This window comes from Vibrio sp. STUT-A16, from assembly GCF_026000495.1.
In the GTDB taxonomy this organism is placed as follows: Bacteria; Pseudomonadota; Gammaproteobacteria; order Enterobacterales; family Vibrionaceae; genus Vibrio; species Vibrio diabolicus.
Genome location: NZ_AP026765.1, coordinates 1,554,957 through 1,575,078, shown reverse-complemented (window position 1 = coordinate 1,575,078; position 20,122 = coordinate 1,554,957). Strand labels below are relative to the sequence as shown.

The window sequence follows — 20,122 nt, the reverse complement described above, 5'->3', positions numbered from 1 at the left end:
GTTATGTGCGTGGTTGAAGTCTTACTACAAACTTGGTTCCGGTAAAACTGGTGGCGTGCTGTCCATATAAGTTAAGAAGTTTTCCCACAATTCATGCGTTCTTTGCTTCGTTAGCTTAGTTTTGCAAGATATACCCATAACACCACGAATAGTTCCATCACGCCATTGCGTATATACCGAATCACAATGTGAGGACATATAGGTTTGCCAGTCCGTTTGAGCTAGCTTCATCGCTTCGACTAACTTTGGGTCAAACGAGTTATGGTCAAAGCTAGCTTTTAGGTAGTTTTCTAGCTCAGTTTTCGCTGCATCAAGCTCAATAGCTGCACACTGATTTACCTCAACTGTTGTAAACGCGGTATCGCAATTAATGACTTCCTCATCAGCAAGAGCGCCAAACGAAAGACCAGTTAAGGCTAGGATTAGACTCTTTTTCATTGTTTTCTCCGAAAGCACATAACGCCTTGTTAAGGTGTGAGGCACGCAATACCGATGCTTCCGCATAACACCTTAACCACCAAAACCAACGCATAGTAAAAATGCCACGCGTGCCGAATCACTCTTGAACAATTTGTTAGCATACTTTTTCAATGCTCATAGATCTTTAAGTGATTCTCTTAGTTTATCCATAGTTTGAATTCCAAGTTCACTACTAACCCAACCGTACTGGTCTCCATGAAACCTAGGGAAAATATGCAAATGGTAGTGATCGAGCTCGTTGAAATGAGGTGCCTCTCCATTGTTTTGCATAAAGCCGATACCATCGGGATTGAACTTAGCTTCTATACGTTTATATAAATCTCTTGCAACGTCGGTGATCTCAAAAAACACAGACTCAGGCAGGTCAATGAATGTACGGTATTGAGTCTTAGGACAAATTAAAATATGCCCAAAGTTGATTGGATCATGGTCTGCAAAAGCTATAACTTGATCAGATTCGTACACGATGACCGAGTCAATTTCACGATTAACAATTTGTTCGACTATCGTAGCCATCTGAACTCCTATCAAAGTATGCTAACGCCCTGTTAAGGGGTGAGCAACGCAATACCGAAGCCGCCGCAGACCACCTTAATCACTTAAACCAACGCATAGTAAAAATGCTACGCGTTGCGAATCCCTCTTAAACAGTTTGTTAGTTGCGTGCTCAACTCGTCCACCAAACCCTTTATTTGAGATTGTGTATACCCATTTATAGCTAGACGCTCACTTTCATTGACTAAGAAACCAACTAGATCAACAGAGATACGGATTAACTCTACTAATTCATTAAATGTAAAGACATAGAGTGATGGGTGTTGGTGGATAAATGTATTCCTAACTGTCTGCAAACGGCTAACTTTTTCTTTTTCAAATCGCTGACTATCAATTACTTGGCTACCCATGTAAGGAAGAAAGTCTTCTTTCCGCAATTTTTCGTAAAGCCATTCGATATTATCCAAATCACCATACTCTGAGTGATAACTATCTTTTTTCCGAACTAGGCGTGAGTCCGATGTAATGAGAGCTAAACACATTGCCGATTGAACAGAATTATGCCCGTAGATCACTGCCCATTTGAAATACGTGTTTTGCCCTCTTTCAATTTGAGACAAAGCGTCAAGTAAGCACCGCAATGACATGACTAGATCTGTTTCGAGATCAAATGATACCAACTTCTCTTTCATGTACTTACCTATTATTTATGAAAGCAACTAACGCCGCGTTAAGTAGTGAGCAACGCCACCACGAAACCTAACCATACCACCTTAAACACAAAACCCAACGATGGAATGAAAAATGCCATGCGTTGGGAATCTGTCTTAAACGCTTTGTTATGCTATGCTGTCACTCAATTGCCATATTGATCGAACTTTAGTTATCTAAATGAATATTATTTTTGATTAGTATTGTTGCAACTTGCTTCTTTACAAACAAATCTTCACAGCTTTCCAAATCAAACTTCCAACCTTTACGTAGATACGACTTGAATCTCCATAAGTTAACCTTATTAGCTAAGTAAACCCAACTTATCAGCACTACACCACCATAGATTGACAAATGTAAATAACTGTCACCTATAGATAAGTCCTGATATTCAATGTTTGCTAATAATAAAGCCATTAGAGGTGCATTTACAAAATCCATTACAACTTCTACAGATGAAGCCCCTATTGCAGCACCAATCCTCATATCCAATAAATGATCTGATAAACCAAAAATGCCGACACCTAGCCAAGTGATGATAATTCCGTAAATCAAATAACTCAGCGCCCCATATATATCCATTCGAAATAACGAAACTGTTCCTCCGAAAAAAAGGTGCTTAATTGAAAACCCAATTTTCAGGTCTTTTTCGATTGAATAACCATTCGCTGTTTTTGTAAGTACAATTTTAAATGCCATGCTTTACCATTTCGGCTCATTACAAGCTCTATCGCTAAAAACGACGACATGCTAACAATTGAATCAAAGAGTCTCAGCAAAGAAAATTAATCGAAACGACAAACATCAACCAAGCATGTGCTTTTTTGCATTGCATAACGCCTTGTTAAGGGGTGAGCAACGCAATACCGATGCCACCGCATACCGCCTTAAACACTAAAACCAACGCATAGTAAAAATGCCACGCGTTGCGAATCCCTCTTGAACAATTTGTTATGTGTAATGTTCGAAAAACTCTTTAGACAACTTTCGCCATATATTTGATAAGTTGTCCCAGCCCAGCACGTCGTTTGCGACCTGAAACTGAAGCACACTTGAACTAGACACTTTATCAAACAACAAGTCACTACCCTGCTTCCAGTGTTGCTCCAAATACTCTTTTTGCTTCGGCACCGGATATCTTCCGCTCCATACCACGCACTCTGTTAGATACTTAAAGATCTCGATTTCACTTTCAGACAATTTAACTTCAGCTGTATTTGCAAGGTTGTTTAGATTGTGACTTGCTGGTGCAGGCTTTTTCTTAGCAACGCATATTGCTTTCAGCAAAGCTTCAAATGACATACCAAAAAGCATTTCATAAACGGGATTACATGCCACCGACATGCAAAAGCCTGAAGGAAAACCTAGATCTGTAGCTACATTTTGCTCGGCATCCATAGTCGAGTGTAATGCGCCTGCTGAGGCAAACAGATCGGAAGCTTTGTTGTGCCACCATAATGGGGACTGCTTTCTTGTTTCAAATTCTATCGCATATAAGTCATTCAATTTCAAATACTCAAAATTACACATAACGCCCAGTTAAGGGGTGAAGCACGCAGCACCGATGTTACCGCATAGCACTTCAACACCGAAACCACCGCATACTAAAAATGCCACGCGTGCTGAATCCCTCTTGAACTGTTTGTTATATGCCTGTTCCCAACAGTCTGAAAGTACCTTAGTAAGAACCCAAAGTAAGGACTACAAGCTATACAGCCTTTTGCGATCTTTACGGTAACATTTAAAAGCCAAGACCCAGAACGAAACTAAAGCAAACAATGCTACCTTGTCGTATTTATTTAATAGCTTTCCAACCATGGCGTCTTGTAAAGGTTTCATTGCCCCTTGGAACTCAATTTCAGCGATATAGTATTGACCGACCAATAAAATTACGAAGTGAAAAACGACGCCAAGAATCAGTGCTAATTGAGTTCGTTTGGATAGTGAAAGCACATATAGAAATTCATATACAAAGCTCATTTTTACTTCCTATCTGTGTTGGCATATAACGCCCTGTTAAGGGGTGAGCAACGCAATACCGATGTTGCCGCATACCACCTTAAACACCAAAACCAACGCATAGTAAAAATGCCACGCGTTGCGAATCCCTCTTAAACAGCTTGTTAGTTGCGTAGCTTGCCACTGGCAGAGTAATAGAGATACTGAGCCTCAATCTAAATTATCTGGTGTATGAAGATTGGTACCACATACTGTACATTTGTAATCACCAGTTGCTTCACCTTCCATTAATGCACCAACTATTGCAGCAAATAGACCCGATAAGAAACCTTTAGCTTTTTTCTCAGTTACTTCCTTTGGCTTAGAAAAACTTTCATACCTATGCAGCGTAACTTCTTTACAATTACAACAAAACGCCCTTGTCTCTTCAGAACCGTACATTTTTACCAATCTGATTACTCCCTGTAAGCTAATTTTTCCCAAGCAACTAACGCCGCATTAAGGGGTGAACAACGCATTCCACCCAAGCTAAACCATTGTGCCGTAAACACTTAAGCTAATTCAAACCAAAACTGCCAAGCGTTGTGAATCCCTCTTAAATGCTTTGTTAGTTGCCAAGCCTAACACTTTGATTTGAAGTTAATTGCCGCTTTGCCAACACTAGCTTTACGTGTTGTAAAAACTTAAATCAGGCGCAGTTTCAAAGCGTCTGTCACTGAAACCACTTGGAATATACAGCGTCGTAGAAAACGGACTAACAACGCCAAAAAGCTCATTTGAGAATGACAATATTACAAAGCTGACTTTCAACAAGTGAATCGGTTTCTGAAACAGAAAATCCAACTACAAAAGAAACCTAAGAACGATTTTCACAAACCCGAACGATTCAAAATTGAAGTACGAAACCCCACCCAAAACACACTGACTTTAACTCTAAACACTCTGTTTAAGCTGCGTTTTCCTCGTTGGCAACTAACGCCCAATTAAGGTGTGAGGCACGCAATACCGATGCTTCCGCATACCACCTTAACCACTAAAACCAACGCATACCAAAAATGCCACGCGTGCCGAATCACTCTTAAATTGTTTGTTAGTACGCTGCTCAAAAACCTTTTGGCTTGCACCAAGATATTGAAATATAGCACGAAACTATTGGTTTAAAATGCCGAAGCCGAACGGACAACTGTCAAACTAGGGCCCAATCTCAAAACGCTAGTTGGCTTGAAGAAAAATACGCCAAAATTACCAGTTTTGAGCAATTTCAAATTAGCAAAGGATTCAGTCGCCAGACTTAAACAACCACACCAAAGTACCGAATTGAAGGCTAAAAAGCCTACAACACAAAAGAAACTGCGCCAACGAAATAGCCCAAAAGTTAGAAACCGTAAACGGTGAAATCGACGCGAACACTCCGCACATAGTGCCACCGGAAAGAACGTGAAAGGCACTCCCGTTCAGGTGTAAAGCTTGGAAAATAAACCAATAAACACTGAAACTTTTAACCTTTGATGCCAACCCCGTACTAACGCCCTGCTAAGGGGTGAGCAACGCAATACCGATGCCGCCGCATACTGCCTTAATCACTTAAACCAACGCATAGTAAAAATGCCACGCGTTGCGAATCCCTCTTGAGCAGTTTGTTAGGCATCTTGTCACCACAAACTACTTACCTCTTTTGCACCTAATTAACTTCCAAAATGAAAGCATGAAAATAGCCAACGAGAAAACAATATGAAGCGTTGGTATGCTTCTAGACCAGACATCAGACTCTACCAAATGAGAATCAAATTCTTTGCCACACAAATGATGACCTTCAATGGTTGTTTCAATTACAAAAGGAGCCCAGAAATAAGTTACCGGCATAGCAGCTAACAAAGCAATTAAGGGCGTAATCCATATAGATTTTGAACCTCTATTTTCACGAAGAAGTCTGACTATGATGAGAATGAACAGTACTGAGCCATACATTATCGAAGCATAAAAACGTCCATCATCTCCCTGTGTGCAAGTACCCGAAACTGCACCAAGTGAAACCAAAAGACCATACAATAGTATCAATATCGAGCTGTACATTTGTAACCTTTGATGCCTAACGCCCTGTTAAGGTGTGAGCAACGCAATACCGATGCTACCGCATACCACCTTAAACACTAAACGCAACGCATAGTAAAAATGCCACGCGTTGCGAATCACTCTTAAACAGTTTGTTAGGGCGAAACTACTTTTGATTCAGAGAACTGACAACCAGAGCACTTATAAACTCTTTTTACCGCACCTAAGTCCCCAAAAACTTCATCCGGAGCAGATGAGATTAATTCGTATGTGCGCTTATTACATTTTGGGCAAAGTTCACCTGTAGCACTCGTTAACTCGGAAATTTGCTCCCTTAACTCTGCATTTTCGGATGTTAGGTCAGCGATTTTCAATTTCGCATCAGCTAACTCTAAGCTCAAATCAGCCAATAAGTTTTTAAACTCTGCATCTTCTATGCTTTTACTTATTTCGCGAAGCCTTGATGTCAAAGACAACGCTGTACTAATTGATGACAGAATATCAGTCATATTTATTTCTCACTCTACTGCTAATAGTTCCGATAAGCCCTAACGCCCTGTTAAGGTGTGAGCAGCGCAATACCAATGCCGCCGCATACCACCTTAATCACTTAAACCAACGCATGATGAAAATGCCACGCGTTGCGAATCACTCTTAAACAGTTTGTTAGGGCAATTTGAACCCCTTGCGCTTTTGAGATATTTTTTTCGAAAGCTCTAAGATGCCTATTTTGTCTCGCAAAGCATCAATTACAATACGAGCTGTAATTGCTCCTAAATAAACTCCAGAAACGATGCCTGTGATTAAAGGTGATAAGTTGAATATTGCTTCAGAACCCAATGCTTTAACATATGCCAAGTAGATCATGATGATAGCTGGAACAATACCAAGTTTATCAACAATTCCAACAAGGAAACCTACCCTTGATTCTAAATACCTAATGCGATCCTCAAATAGAACCTTAACGCAGTCTATGCTGTCACCGCCGAAGGTTGAAATTTCTTCCGCGACTATATAGTCCGACCGATATCTTTCATTTATATTTTTTAAAGTTTCTTTTGTTGCACCCACGAAGAAGCGAACTGTAGAAATGAATGAGGACAATGAATACAGTACAAGAAATGCAAAAAAAGCAAACAACGATATGTAAGAAGTGGTAGCGTCACCTAACAGAGCTGCAATCAAAGCAATAACTAAAGATACAACTCCCGCCAGAAATGAGAGTGATTCCATTTTATTGGCAATAAAAAAGTTCTTAACATCGTTTAGTGCACTCTCTTTCGATATAAAACACTCAATGATCGAGCCAATATCATCACTGTTCAAAATATACTCCTATTGCCCTAACGCCCTGTTAAGGGGTGAACAACGCTACCACCCCAGCCTAAACCATTGTGCTGTAAACACTAAAGCCAATTCAAACCAAAACCGCCAAGCGTTGTGAATCCCTCTTGAACAGTTTGTTAGTTGCCAAGACTAAGGCTTTAACTTGAAGTTGAAGTTGATTGCAGCTTTGCCAACACCCATATTTCGTATTTTGAGGGACTTAAATCAGGCGCAGTTTCAAAGCGCCTGTCACTGAAACCACTTGGAATTTACAACGCCGTAGAAAACGGACTTTGAACACCAAACAAACCTTTTTGAACGACAATGCAGCAGAACAGACTTTCAACATATAAATCGGTTTCTGAAATAGAAAATCCAACCACAAAAGAAACCAAAGTTCGATTTTCACAAGCCCAAATAGCTAGAAATTGAAATACCAAAACCTAGCCAAACACACACGAACATTAGCCCTAAACATTCTGCTTTAGGTACGTTTTTCCTCGTTGGCAACTAACGCCCTGTTAAGGTGTGAGCAACGCAATACCGATGCCGCCGCATACCACCTTAAACACTAAAAGCAACGCATAGTAAAAATGCCACGCGTTGCGAATCACTCTTAAACAGTTTGTTATGTTTGTATTCTCAGCTTTCCATCGAAATATCAAAAACTTGACCATTTTCATCAAATGAAACGCTTATTAAGTAATTTGTGACATCATTGGGCAAAGTAAAATCACAGACGTCGTCTTCCACGTAAGCGACTACCAGTGCAGACAAAATGTCATCAAAGCTTGGATTTTCTTTACCTAAAATTTCTAGCCATACTGCTGCTGGGAGTTCATCTAAATGATGAGATACAAACAAATCGATCCCATATTCCCCCGACTCCGTACCGCGAGAGGCTTTTATAGCTTCTAGAGCTAACTCTACTTTTTTATCCATTCCAATACTCGGCTCATATCGAGAAAAACATAACGCCGCGTTAAGGGGCAGCGACGCGCTACCACCAAACTTCAATTTACCACCGAAAACACACAGACCAAGACTTGAACCAAATTCGCCACGCGTTGACTGTCCCTCTTGAACGCCTTGTTAGCTTATTTCATGCAAACCATTGTATACCAAAAGCCATGCCCTACTTTGCTTTACATGCTGAACTTGAGACTTGACATCAAAGCCGAGAACTTCAGGCTGTGAACTTTGAATGACCTTGAACCAAGCTAAAACCGCCGAGCGTGGAGACTCACGAAACTTCACACACTGAGGCTGACATTTGAATTGCTGCTTTCACATACAAGACTTTACAAATGGTACTAGCCAAGGCGTGGTTAAAATGAGCACCAATTTGTTACGTTTGGCTGCTGAGCCAAGAGCCAAGAGCCAAGAGCCAAGAGCCAAGAGCCAAGAGCCAAGAAAAGCTTGTTCATTGAGATATCTAGAACAAGAGAGTGTGTAGTCAAAGCACTAACTTTCGATGATGTTCCTAGCCTCACACTAGCTATAAGATCCTGATTTTTTTGTTGTAAGCTAACGCCCTGTTAAGGGGTGAGCAACGCAATGCCGAAGCCGCCGCATACCACCTTAAACACTGAAACCAACGCATAGTGAAAATGCCACGCGTTGCGAATCCCTCTTGAACAGTTTGTTAGGGCTTGACCTACAGCAAGAACCATATTAGCTTATAGTTTCAACGTGTTGATGATCTGCTACCAGCTGGTGATTCTAGTTAGTTGTGCCCATACATGGTCGAAAAGAAGACCAATCATAGAACCAATATCTATAGGCATAGACGGAGATATCACCATGATGTTACCTATAACACGTATCACCACGCTCTTCATTTCCACTACGCTGATCATTTTTAGTGGCATTTTAACTCTTTCCGACAACGAAAACGCCACTGCCTACCTAAATTCAGGCGTTGATCTACTAAAGTCTTTGAACCAGAGCTAGATTTCCTACAGGACTCCCAAATGGTACTGTACAAAAGTTGTTAAGTACCATTTGGTGAAAAGAGCCCTAACGCCCAATTAAGGTGTGAGGCACGCAATACGATGCTCCCGCATACCACCTTAATCACTAAAACCAACGCATAGTAAAAATGCCACGCGTGCCGAATCACTCTTAAATTGTTTGTTAGTTGCCCATCTCAAAGCCTAGTGCTAACATTTGTACACACACCAACAAAGGAATACATCATGGACACTAGAATTCAATTTCGTGTTGATGAAGAAACAAAACGCCTAGCTCAACAAATGGCTGAGAGCCAAGGTCGCACTCTGAGTGACGCATGCCGTGAACTTACTGAGCAACTCGCTGAACAACAAAGAAAAACATTATCTCACGATGCATGGCTAACTGAACAAGTAAACCTAGCATTTGAGAAGTTTGACTCAGGAAAATCCGTTTTCGTTGAGCACCAAACGGCTAAGTCTCGAATGGAAGAGCGCAAAGCCAGAATCCGTAATCGAGGTAAGCAATGATTTTATGGGAAGAAGAGTCACTTAATGATCGTGAAAAGATCTTTGAGTTTCTCTATGACTTCAACCCTGATGCTGCAGAAAAGACTGACAACCTCATTGAAGCAAAAGTAGAAAACTTACTTGAACAACCTTTAATGGGTGTGCAACGAGATGGCATCCGCGGACGATTACTCATCATTCCTGAGATTTCGATGATTGTATCTTACTGGGTTGAGGTCGATATCATCCGAGTTATGCGTGTACTACACCAGAAACAAAAATTCCCTACGGATTGATTGCTTTCTCTGGGGAACTAACGCCCTGCTAAGGGGTGAGCAACGCAATACCGATGTTGCCGCAAACCACCTTAATCACTAAATTCAACGCATAGTAAAAATGCCACGCGTTGTGAATCCCTCTTGAGCAGCTTGTTAGTACGCTGCCCTTAAAGCATATTGCACTCGCCAAGATATTGAAATATAGCACGAAACTTATGGTGTAATACGCGAAAGATAAACGGACAACTGCCAATCTTAAACCAATACTCAAAACGCGAGTTGGCTAGAAGAAAAACGCACAAAACTCGATGATTTTCAGCACCTTTAAATTTGCAAAGGAGACTGACTTCGAACCTTCCCGACGACACCAAAGAAACGATTTTTCGTAGCAAGACCATCCGAGACAAAGAAGCCGCGCCAATGAAATTACCCGAAAGTTAGAAACCGTAAACGACTTTTCACAACGCGCTCACTGCGCATCTAGTGCCACCGGAGAGAACGTGAAAGGCACTAACTGAAAGGTGTAAATTCGAGCGCCAAAACAGATAAACACCAGAACTTGTGACCTTTGATGTCAAACCCGTACTAACGCCGCGTTAAGTAGTGAGCAACGCAACCACTGAACCTAAACTATTGTGCCATAAACACTTAAGCTGAATAAAACCAAAAATGCCACGCGTTGCGAATCTGCCTTAAACGCTTTGTTAAGTGCAATTTTTACCCACTTCAGCTGAACAAGTGATATCGATCGTAGGGCTCAACATAAGACAAACATGACAATGCTTTTCCACCGCTTCTTGAGCTACTCGCAAAATGTCAGACTCCTTAAAACCACGACCATTTACTGTAAAGTGTAAGTTTGCCGATTTATATAAACGAGGTTCTGATTCCGTTAGGGCGAAAGTAACCGTATTTTCTAGGCCTTTAACTTCAAAACCTTGATCTTGCAGTAACAAGACGACATCCGTAGCACTGCATGAACCTAAAGCCGACAATAGAATTTCCGTTGGGCAAGGGGCTTTCTCAGTTGTAGCGTCAACATTAAACGTAAAGCCGTCTTCAGTTGACACTTTAAAACGACAATCACCATCCCACTTTATATTGATACTCATACTTCCCTACTTTTTGATGTCACTATTGTTGATTGCACTTAACGCCGCATTAAGGTGTGAGCGGCGCTTGGCTATACTTGAGCGAAGCGAAACTGCCAAGCGTTGCGAATCACTCTTAAATGCTTTGTTAGAGTTCTCTTGCCAGTCCTGCACTAGTCCAGCCCAAATTTTCATTATTACTTGGATCTGTAGAAATGGAGTACTTTGTTTCCGAGGTAACAGAAAATGAAAATTTTTCTCCGGAAGCCACTTCAAACATAACAGTTTGCACACCAATCAAGCGAAAGAATGCGTGCCCTGATACGTTTTTAGTTTTAGCTATTGCTACCTCACCAACTTTTAAAGTTTTTGGGATTGGGGTGTGCAATCGTTTTTCAAGCGTGAAAGCATCATGATTAAAAAACGCATCGGTTTTGTACGTATTCCCGGTTTTCAAATCAGCTGCCAATACCATCAAACGTGGTGCTATTGTTATGGTTTCTTTCCCTATATTTGTAATTGATATCTCAACATCACCCACAGGTGTATTATCCTTACTCCTCCCGATTGTTTTTGCACTAACACTTACATGTAACTTTGGAGTTTTATCTAATTGCCCTTGGATAAATACCCAGCTACTAAGTAAAGCCCCCCATAGTGCAATGCATATAGTTACTATTTCTAACTTCTTTGATGTTTTTGGGAGTTCGTCCCGCTTTTGTTTGTTATTTTTTCTTCTCTTTTTCATAAATCCTAGCTATCCAAGAACTCTAACGCTCTGTTAAGGTGTGAGCAATGCAATACCGAAGTTCCCGCATACCACCTTAAACACTAAACGCAACGCATAGTAAAAATGCCACGAGTTGCGAATCACTCTTAAACAGTTTGTTAGCTGTTTTGCCACTCATTACTTCTAATTTTTCTACGAATTTCTCTTTCGACAGTGCCAAGAGCATACCTTTTATCTCCTTTCAGTGAACACCTTGTTGTATCACAGCGTTCACACAAGAAATCTGTTTTTGGCTCCAAACCGTCATGTCTATAGTCATACCTGTTTGGTACGAATTCAGAATATACTAATTCATTTTTACAAGACGGACACAAACACCATAGGTTTTCAATTTCACCATTTAAGTAGTACCAATTCCAATCAGCTCCGAAGAGGTAATCTGACTTATATAGCTCTTCCACTCCTGGTTCTTTTTTCTTGTCATCAAAGAAACCAACTTAATTAACGTTGGCAGTGACAACACAATTAATAGTGCTAATACCCATCCGTAGGCTTCGTGTGTAGATGAGAACCACATCCAAATCGAAGTCAGTAGCTCCCAGCACCATAGTGCAGCCTTGACCAAGAGATCTCGAAACGGAGACCAAAAAGATAGAATGATTCCACCAACTACTGACGTAATTACACCATTACGGATTGGATGGGATTCCTTATTATTGCTCAATATTAACTCCTATCTAATATGGACAGCTAACGCCTTGTTAAGGTGTGAGGCACGCAATACCGAAGTCGCCGCATACCACCTTAAACACTAAAACCAACGCATGTTGAAAATGCCACGCGTGCCGAATCACTCTTGAACAATTTGTTAGGAGTTTTATTCATAGCGTTCACAATCTTTCGGTATGTCTATATATGTTTCATTTGCCCTCCAGTCCTGAGTCCGAGGGTCAAAGTAAAGCTCATGCGTTGAGACGCTGTTATATGTACCCGATGTTATCTGATTTCCAATAGAAACTATATTTGGCTCTGAAATAGTGAAAACCCAGACGTTGTCACCTGAAACTAACTCAAGGCGACTATCAGAAACAAACGAAGCCTCTTCTGTAGAAAAAACTCTCTAGGATAACTTTCACAATACCACTTTAAATTCTGACCATAAGACCTATAGACAGTTCTCATGTTGAATTTCTCGTACAAGTCTTTTGTAGTTACTTGCTCTGCTCCGTTAGAGCTGAATGCAAGAAATGTTAAGGCGAAACTAAAAATCAATTTCATGTTCAAACTCCTAACGCCCTGCTAAGGGGTGAGCAACGCAATACCGAAGCCGCTGCAAACCACCTTAATCACTAAATTCAACGCATAGTGAAAATGCCACGCGTTGCGAATCCCTCTTGAGCAGTTTGTTAGTTTGTAGACCCAAAGGGTTGATTTTACGTTATTTTAAACTTTGCGAACAACAAACCTTATGTGCCTTGATGCACTTGAGTCAGGCGTAGTGTCAAAGCGGCTACTCAATGAAACCACGTGGAACAAACAACGCCGCAGAAAACGAACTCACAACACCAAAAAGCACTTTTGGAAAACCAATCTCACAATGCGGACTTTCAACAAAGTCACTGAAACCACGTGAACTTACCACACCAGAGAAAACGTCATTTCAGCGGGTAAATCGGCTTTTGTACCAACAAACTCAACGAGCAGAGTTTCAGCAAAAAAGTTTGACTCAGTTAACCCCAAAGTCACCGCACCAAAGAACAAATCAACCGTTGAAACGATGCCAATTTTGGATTTTTACCATGCTAATTGACACTGAAATTGAACGCCGATACGACAATTTCAAGTTTGAGCTTTTACCACTAGATCTTGCGATATAGTTGCGTGTTTCCTCTTGCAAACTAACGCCCAATTAAGGTGTGAAGCACGCGACCACGACACTTAATTTGACCACCGTAAACACTGAACTTAACCCAAACCCAAAATGCCAAGCGTGCTGAATCACGCTTAAATTGTTTGTTAGCACTCTGGTTTTTCAAGGCGATACATTAAGTGATTGAACTCGTGATATAAGTCCGACTCAAGAGTGTCAGTATACTCGTCAAAATCATAGGACACGCCTTTAAACATTGTTTCTAAGTCTTGGACTAACTGAACAACAGGTAGCTCAACTTCTGTTGCCACATGAAGAGCCTTGTTAGATTTATGATATCGTGACCAAGTGGGTGCAACTTCATAGCGTTCAATCGACTCAACCACAGGGTCAAACAAGAAGCTCGGCATAGAAATATCGAGCTTTTTACAATTAACCTTTAAATCATCATATAACTTACTAATCTCATGGCTACCTTCAAAGCGTTTTATTTGCTTATTCGAAGGCAATTCAGATTTCTCGCTTTCGTCTAGCTCGTGTCGCATTTTTAACGCATCGTAAGCCAAGCCAAGTAGATCTTTTAGTTTAAGTTCGGTTGCATGACGAACCATATAGAAAATAGGCAGACCAAACTCATCAAGCTGATTAGTTGAAATAGCGTTATTTAGCAGGACTTTTGCGGAATTTAGGTATGCTCGTGAATAACAGGGCTCTCGAAAACTGCCACCAAACCTAGATACTCCATTTTCAAGATCTTGTGTAACCTGATCTTCAGGCTTACCAAAAACTATAACGTCAGTATCTTGTTTGGAACCTTTAGAGTAAATCATTCTGCCTCCCGTTTTCTAGGATACTTGCTGGTCTGCGATTAAGGGTGCTAACGCCGCATTAAGGTGTGAGTAACGCAACCATGAAACCCAACCGTACCACCGTAAACACTGAACCTAAAGATTAAGTGAAAAATGCCAAGCGCTAGGAATCACTCTTAAATGCTTTGTTAGGCAACATTTTACGGATATCACAATTGCAAATGTTATGCCTTGGGTTTCATTTTCCAATTAGATAAGCTAGCACAAACTCATAGAAACATGCTGCATATGGATTATAAAAACACACTTGCCACTTTAAAGAAGCAGATTAAAGACGAAAATACAGTATATATAACTCTACCTGATGGCTTCAGTTTCAAAACCCAAGGGGTCTTTGATTTTGACAGGTTTGTTAAGTTCTTTGATTGGTCGCTTGAAAACAAGCGAGTTTATATTGATATGACCGAATGCAATGGTGCCAATTACCAAGCGTTGTCTCTTATTGTGCTGTATGCATGGCGACTTAAATCACAACGTTGTACTGTGACTTTCAAAGAGTCAGATGCAGCACAGGGGGCCAGCAGTATGTTTCGATCTCTTGGGGCCAGAGGGACATTTAATGTAATGATGCACGAAAACCTCAACTTTAATGGCAGTCAATACAAACCGTTATTTGCTTTGAGAAATACGAAAGATTTCAAGCAAGTAATCGAAACTGCTGAATCGTACACTGACGACTTTAATGTTGAGTTTACGAAAACCCTCAGGTATGTACTTAGTGAACTACTATACAACACTTTAGAGCATGGACAAGATCATTATGAGTATGGTCAACGAATGCATCGATTACCTTCTTTGTGTCAGTTTTCTTGGTACAAAAGTAAGAATGAAGTTTCATTTATCATTGCAGATACAGGGATCGGTATTAAGGAGCACCTAGAGCAAGCTTATCCTGGGCAGGACAGCCATGCAGATGCAATTCTAAAAGCAATGAAACCTCAGGTTTCAGGGACATTCGGAAGAAATGATCCTTACAAAGACAAAAACAACGCTGGTATTGGATTATTCCTGTCAACTAACATTATACGGCGACTAAATGCAGACATGCATATTGTCTCCGGAAATGGCGTTGTACATATATCTCCACGAGACATTACGACTAGAAATATTGAGTCTTATTGGCCAGGGACATTCGTGCTAGTAACAATCAAAGTAGACCTAGAGCCATCCGAGCAAACTTTAGAACAGATGCTGAGAGGTTTTAGGGAAGAGGCATTATCAGAGCAAAATCGAGCAGATGGACAAGAACAAGACTCTCAACTGTACGTCAACATCTCAAATTACTTCGGTTTTTTCGCCGAGGATAAAGAATCAGCGATCCGCTTCAAAAACGAACGTATATTCCCCGCATTAGAAGCTGGTAAGAAGATACTACTTGATTTCAAGGGAGTTGAAAGTTCACCACACAGTTTCTTGAGTGCTCTACTTGCTTCTCCAGTGAAATCTACAGGTATGAAAGCTTATAAAATATTTAAAGTTGTTAATGCAACCGCTGATATACGAGAGACTCTGGACTTTATTATGGATGAAAACACCGATTAATAACTGGCAAACCGGCTGCATAACGGCCGGTTTGTTGCCTAACGCCCTGCTAAGGGGTGAGCAACGCAATACCGAAGCCGCCGCATACCACCTTAATCACTAAATTCAACGCATAGTGAAAATGCCACGCGTTGCGAATCCCTCTTGAGCAGTTTGTTAGTCGCGAGGCACCGAGCGACAATTTTAAGCCAAACTAAACTTTGCGAACAACAAACTTTATGTGCTTTGATGCACTTAAGTCAGGCGTAGTCTCAAAGCGTCTATTCAATGAAACCACTTAGAAAAACAGCGCCGCAGAAAACGGACTGACAACACCAAAAAACGCTTTTGGAAAATCAATCTCACAGTGCGGACTTTCAACAAAGTCACTGAAACCACGTGGAACTTACCACACCAGAGAAAACGTCCTTTCAGCGAGTAAATCGGCTTTTGAACCAACAAACTCACCGAGCGGAGTTGCAACCAAAAACAGATTTTCGATTGCCCCCCGCTATCACCACCAAAGAACGAAACAGCAGCTTGGAAATAGCAATGCATTGATTTAGAACCGATGAAACAGAGCTTTGACCGTCGAAGATGGAACTATGAATCAAACAACCAGTAGCCAAGTTTTGAGCTTACAAACATGATTTTGACTGCTAGCTTTTTCTGGCGACTAACGCCCTGTTAAGGGGTGAGCAACGCAATACCGATGCCGCCGCATACCACCTTAAACACAAAAACCAACGCATAGTGAAAATGCCACGCGTTGCGAATCCCTCTTGAGAATCTCCAAACACGACTCACTAGGTCTCAACAACTCTCATACAACAACTTAACCACTTGATTTAAAATAGAATAACACTCTTTCATAATCATTATTTCTCACTACATCTCACAGCTCTAGTACCCCCTTGCGTACCCCTAAATCGATTGATAAGTTCAGGGGACATACACAAGAAAAGGAGGGTAACAGCATGGCTGCTATCTATAAATTATCAGACACACAAATTAAAAAAGCAGAACCAAATGATAAAGAATACACACTATCGGATGGAGGAAACCTCTACTTAAGAGTACGTAATAATGGCTCAAAGAACTGGTTATTTATCTATACAGAATCTAACACCAAAAAACGCAAGAAAATCGGGCTTGGTTCATACCCTAGCCTAGCACTCTCCGAAGTCCGAAAAATAGCAGAAGAGCTTCGTGAACAGATGGCAAATAACATTGACCCGAAAATCTATCGTGATAAGCAAAAACTTGACGGTGCCATTGTCAGTGAGCTTACCTTTGAGTCGGTTGCCGAGCTTATGCTTGAACGAGACGAAGGAAAAGAGACGACTACTCGTAAAAAGTTACTTGAAGAAGCTCAAAAGGAAGCCGAAATGAATGGTACAGATTTTGGTGAAGAAGAAATCAAGCGCATTATGAATAAGGTAAGAACGAGTCATCGAAAGCGCTTGTTCTTGAAGCGTCATTTATACCCAAAGCTAGGCCACATACCGCTGAGCTTTATTACCACAACTGCCGTAATTGAAGTCATCAAACCACTTCAAGCAAAAGGACAACTAGAAAACGTAAAACGCGCTTGTACTTTTGTTAATCAAGTCATGTATTTTGCTCTTAATAGAAACTACATCAAGAGTAACTGCTTAGCATATATCAAACATGAGTTTGTTAAACCAAAAGTAACGCATATGCCTGCTGTCCCTCCCAATGAGTTAGCAGAGGTAATGGCTACCATGTCAAACCACAATATGAAATTAGTCACTCGCTGCGCGTTTGAAATGCAACTGCACACGATGACACGTGCGTTTGAACTCGCCGCGATGCGATGGTGTGACATTGACTTTAAGTTGAAGCTTTGGACGGTGCCTAAGTTTTACACTAAAGGTGGGCGTGAGCATCTCGTTCCCCTGAACGAATACACGCTTGGCTTATTGGCGTTTATGAGGCCTATTTCAGGGGACCAGGCGCATGTATTTCCGTCTGATAAACAGAACACTAAATTTCCACACATTAGTCCATATGCAGTGAATTCATCATTAAATCTCACCACGTTAAAAGGACGCTTAGTCAGCCATGGGTTCCGAGGCATCGCAAGCACCTACCTCAACGAGAGCACTAACTTCAAAGTAGATGCCATCGAAATGTGTCTTGCTCATTTGGATGCAAATTCTACTCGTGCCTCATACAACAGTGCGTTGTATCTCAATGAGCGATATGAGATTCATCAGTACTGGAGTGAATATATCGTCGAATCGACAGGTAAATACTATTCCATTGCAGGACAGTACCGTACCGAGTGTAGACGGAGCGCGTGATACCCCACCTCTACCTGAGGTATTACTGCTGAGCCTAAAGGGCTTAGCTCCAACTAATTAACTCACCGTCACTTATGACACCCTCAACCAGTTTAGGGTGCAGCTTTCTGCACCCTAAATTCAGCTAAGAAGGATAGTCTTCATGTCGCATTCACACTTACATCAAACTCACTTAAGCCAATTAGAAGTGAAACCCATCAGCGAACATCCACGCTTTGGTGAAATGCAAACACTGCACCGTTTACGTCGAAAGGGACGCCAAACCGTGACTCATCAAAATGAAAACATCGGAATAAAACAACACCACCAGCTTCGCGCCCATCATATCTCCACCAATCAGCATGGCATTTATCAAGTCAAAATCACTCCGCCATTATCCTTAAGAATCTCAGGCCACACTAGGTCTCATTATTTTGTGGCACTGAAAACAGATGAACCGCAACATGCAATAAGCAGAGCGAAAGCAGTGTTCTTACAAGCTAAATGCTTTTTCCAAAACATCCCCCATGACCTTCCCGACTCTCTGTCATTGAGTCAGCAATTATTAGTGCAAATCCATTTAATGGCTAAACATTTTCCTGTGATTCGTGCTTACAAACACAAACCGTCAACAGACGATTTCCCAACTTTGCCCCCTCTCGACTTGAGCATTGCAGAAGAGGACATTCGTTTTCCATACTTCAACTGGTTAAATGAATTGATGGAAGAGCGCGAGCATTCAGGGATGTCTCGATTCAGGCTCAATCAGATTGCAGACTACCTTCATCAGTTTTTACGCTTCGTTGATGGCAACCACTCCAACAGCAATGGAAGGTTATACATACAGACGCGAGACATTCGCCAATATCGCAAGGCACTCTGCCAATCGATCATATGCTACAAAGAGCAAAAACAGCGTATCGACGCCATTCGTTTTTACTTCCGCTGGCTGACCTATCGAGGCTATTACACTACCCCAATACTGACACGTCCCCTTTTCTCTTAATTAGGAGTTTAACCATGATGATGACTAACCCAATACGCCTCAGCGTCATTTCTGCACTCGATGACGGTCTGGCTTACTCCCACTCAGACTACTTTGCACCGCTTCTGATGCAAGGCATCAGTGCCGTGGACATCGGTCTAATTGAACTGGTCACCACGATATTACGCACTGAACCGTATCTCAATGAAACTGACCTGCTCGAACGTGGGGTGAGCCAAATACAAATCCAACAGACGTTGGGTGGTTTTGACAACTTCAAGCAACTGTTGAAGATTGATGATTATTGTTTTAGCGATTTACTGCGAGATAACAAATGGGATATTAACCACAGCATTACGCTCTCGTACTTCCAATACCAGAAATTTTATCAAGATATACGCAGAGACTACATTCAAGGCCATATTGCTGACATGCATCCAAACTTATCGGTGTTGCTCAATGAGGATTTCTCGATTCGCTCCGTGCCTATCACCCGAAGCCATTACGCCACCGTTCCCGCTACAGACGTCGAAGCAGCGGCGGTGAGTTTTGCTTTACTGTTCCGCGACTACGAGTTTATTGAATATGACGAATCGAAATCGCTCCTGACTTTACAAGCGCACCGTCGCGATAAAGCCGCCGTCATAGAGGTGCGCTGCCTCGCTTCGAAATTTTGTCAAAACACCGCCGCTGGGATTTGTGTGGTGGATGACGCTCAAGCCATGACTAAGCTCAGAAATCAGAGAAAAATTCTTGATTTTAAAACCCTGATTGAGAGAAACACACGTAACACCACAATACCAAATTAGGTTCCTTGAACGCCTCAAACATCGCATTAAAACTAGAGATACAGCTTTCGTGCAAGAAAGCTGTTTAAACTCTCTTTGGACAAAATGTATGGTACGCCCCGTTTTGCAAGTTGATAATTAAAAATAACGGAGCTGGTTTGCGTCAATGTATTCAGAGTTTATAAGACGTTCACTTCAT

At 41.3% G+C, this 20,122-nt stretch carries 20 protein-coding genes and 3 pseudogenes; 7 read left to right on the top strand and 16 right to left on the bottom strand.

Going from position 1 to position 20,122, the window contains the following annotated elements:
- Positions 1 to 24: 24 nt before the first annotated feature.
- The 12 genes and pseudogenes from OO778_RS07455 to OO778_RS07360 all read right to left on the bottom strand — a co-directional run bounded on the left by OO778_RS07455 (position 25) and on the right by OO778_RS07360 (position 7,965).
- Positions 25 to 438 carry a lysozyme inhibitor LprI family protein gene (locus OO778_RS07455; protein WP_264911220.1) on the bottom strand — a complete coding sequence of 138 codons (414 nt, stop codon included), beginning with the start codon at positions 436 to 438 and terminating at the stop codon, positions 25 to 27.
- Between the two features lie 156 nt (positions 439 to 594).
- Positions 595 to 996, bottom strand: a complete 402-nt coding sequence (locus OO778_RS07445) for an HIT family protein (protein ID WP_005537025.1) — start codon at positions 994 to 996, stop codon at positions 595 to 597.
- A gap of 107 nt (positions 997 to 1,103) precedes the next feature.
- Complete coding sequence (locus tag OO778_RS07440; protein ID WP_256954557.1) at positions 1,104 to 1,667, bottom strand: hypothetical protein; 564 nt, start codon at positions 1,665 to 1,667, stop codon at positions 1,104 to 1,106.
- Positions 1,668 to 1,854: 187 nt separating this feature from the next.
- Positions 1,855 to 2,385: a hypothetical protein gene (locus OO778_RS07435; RefSeq protein WP_264911218.1), complete on the bottom strand. Its 531-nt coding sequence runs from the start codon at positions 2,383 to 2,385 to the stop codon at positions 1,855 to 1,857.
- A gap of 252 nt (positions 2,386 to 2,637) precedes the next feature.
- Positions 2,638 to 3,192, bottom strand: a complete 555-nt coding sequence (locus tag OO778_RS07425) for a hypothetical protein (protein ID WP_182035335.1) — start codon at positions 3,190 to 3,192, stop codon at positions 2,638 to 2,640.
- 33 nt (positions 3,193 to 3,225) lie between these two features.
- Positions 3,226 to 3,336: pseudogene (locus tag OO778_RS07420) on the bottom strand (DUF3265 domain-containing protein); the annotation flags it as partial.
- 51 nt (positions 3,337 to 3,387) lie between these two features.
- Positions 3,388 to 3,666 (bottom strand): hypothetical protein, encoded by a 279-nt coding sequence (locus tag OO778_RS07415; RefSeq protein WP_193305620.1) that lies wholly within the window; start codon positions 3,664 to 3,666, stop codon positions 3,388 to 3,390.
- A 36-nt stretch (positions 3,667 to 3,702) separates the two neighbouring features.
- Positions 3,703 to 3,841, bottom strand: a pseudogene (locus OO778_RS25065) (DUF3265 domain-containing protein).
- A 14-nt stretch (positions 3,842 to 3,855) separates the two neighbouring features.
- On the bottom strand, positions 3,856 to 4,086 hold the full coding sequence (locus OO778_RS07405) for a hypothetical protein (protein WP_172606022.1): 231 nt from the start codon (positions 4,084 to 4,086) through the stop codon (positions 3,856 to 3,858).
- A gap of 1,766 nt (positions 4,087 to 5,852) precedes the next feature.
- Positions 5,853 to 6,206, bottom strand: a complete 354-nt coding sequence (locus tag OO778_RS07385; protein WP_031829440.1) for a hypothetical protein — start codon at positions 6,204 to 6,206, stop codon at positions 5,853 to 5,855.
- Between the two features lie 157 nt (positions 6,207 to 6,363).
- Positions 6,364 to 7,023, bottom strand: a complete 660-nt coding sequence (locus tag OO778_RS07375) for a hypothetical protein (protein ID WP_061892966.1) — start codon at positions 7,021 to 7,023, stop codon at positions 6,364 to 6,366.
- Positions 7,024 to 7,665: 642 nt separating this feature from the next.
- Positions 7,666 to 7,965, bottom strand: a complete 300-nt coding sequence (locus tag OO778_RS07360; RefSeq protein ID WP_229608461.1) for a DUF2004 domain-containing protein — start codon at positions 7,963 to 7,965, stop codon at positions 7,666 to 7,668.
- Positions 7,966 to 8,356: 391 nt separating this feature from the next.
- On the opposite strand from OO778_RS07360, the gene OO778_RS07355 reads away from it, so the two are divergent.
- Entirely contained in the window at positions 8,357 to 8,479 is a 123-nt protein-coding gene (locus OO778_RS07355; protein ID WP_264911209.1) for a hypothetical protein, read from the top strand.
- Positions 8,480 to 8,561: 82 nt separating this feature from the next.
- Here the strand turns inward: OO778_RS07355 and OO778_RS07350 are convergent.
- Positions 8,562 to 8,664, bottom strand: a pseudogene (locus OO778_RS07350) (DUF3265 domain-containing protein).
- Positions 8,665 to 9,221: 557 nt separating this feature from the next.
- Between OO778_RS07350 and OO778_RS07340 the strand changes: the two are divergent.
- A complete protein-coding gene (locus tag OO778_RS07340; RefSeq protein WP_005398409.1) occupies positions 9,222 to 9,506 on the top strand; it encodes a type II toxin-antitoxin system RelB/DinJ family antitoxin in 285 nt (94 codons plus the stop codon).
- Positions 9,503 to 9,781: a type II toxin-antitoxin system RelE/ParE family toxin gene (locus OO778_RS07335; RefSeq protein ID WP_264911205.1), complete on the top strand. Its 279-nt coding sequence runs from the start codon at positions 9,503 to 9,505 to the stop codon at positions 9,779 to 9,781. The genes OO778_RS07340 and OO778_RS07335 overlap by 4 nt, the downstream gene beginning before the upstream one ends.
- A gap of 686 nt (positions 9,782 to 10,467) precedes the next feature.
- Here OO778_RS07335 and OO778_RS07325 read toward each other — a convergent pair.
- From OO778_RS07325 to OO778_RS07300, 3 genes are all read right to left on the bottom strand, one after another.
- Positions 10,468 to 10,875, bottom strand: a complete 408-nt coding sequence (locus tag OO778_RS07325; RefSeq protein ID WP_104969514.1) for an OsmC family protein — start codon at positions 10,873 to 10,875, stop codon at positions 10,468 to 10,470.
- A 127-nt stretch (positions 10,876 to 11,002) separates the two neighbouring features.
- Entirely contained in the window at positions 11,003 to 11,602 is a 600-nt protein-coding gene (locus OO778_RS07320) for a hypothetical protein (RefSeq protein WP_264911202.1), read from the bottom strand.
- Positions 11,603 to 13,600: 1,998 nt separating this feature from the next.
- Positions 13,601 to 14,284, bottom strand: coding sequence for a hypothetical protein (locus tag OO778_RS07300; protein ID WP_256952285.1), 684 nt, complete (start codon positions 14,282 to 14,284; stop codon positions 13,601 to 13,603).
- Positions 14,285 to 14,551: 267 nt separating this feature from the next.
- Here OO778_RS07300 and OO778_RS07295 point away from each other — a divergent pair, with 267 nt between their 5' ends.
- The 4 genes from OO778_RS07295 to OO778_RS07270 all read left to right on the top strand — a co-directional run bounded on the left by OO778_RS07295 (position 14,552) and on the right by OO778_RS07270 (position 19,944).
- A complete protein-coding gene (locus OO778_RS07295; protein WP_264911197.1) occupies positions 14,552 to 15,865 on the top strand; it encodes a DUF4325 domain-containing protein in 1,314 nt (437 codons plus the stop codon).
- Positions 15,866 to 16,821: 956 nt separating this feature from the next.
- On the top strand, positions 16,822 to 18,171 hold the full coding sequence (locus OO778_RS07280) for an integrase arm-type DNA-binding domain-containing protein (RefSeq protein WP_264911196.1): 1,350 nt from the start codon (positions 16,822 to 16,824) through the stop codon (positions 18,169 to 18,171).
- Between the two features lie 142 nt (positions 18,172 to 18,313).
- Positions 18,314 to 19,156 carry a hypothetical protein gene (locus OO778_RS07275; protein ID WP_243978653.1) on the top strand — a complete coding sequence of 281 codons (843 nt, stop codon included), beginning with the start codon at positions 18,314 to 18,316 and terminating at the stop codon, positions 19,154 to 19,156.
- A 14-nt stretch (positions 19,157 to 19,170) separates the two neighbouring features.
- Positions 19,171 to 19,944, top strand: a complete 774-nt coding sequence (locus OO778_RS07270; protein WP_243978654.1) for a hypothetical protein — start codon at positions 19,171 to 19,173, stop codon at positions 19,942 to 19,944.
- Positions 19,945 to 20,122: the final 178 nt, after the last annotated feature.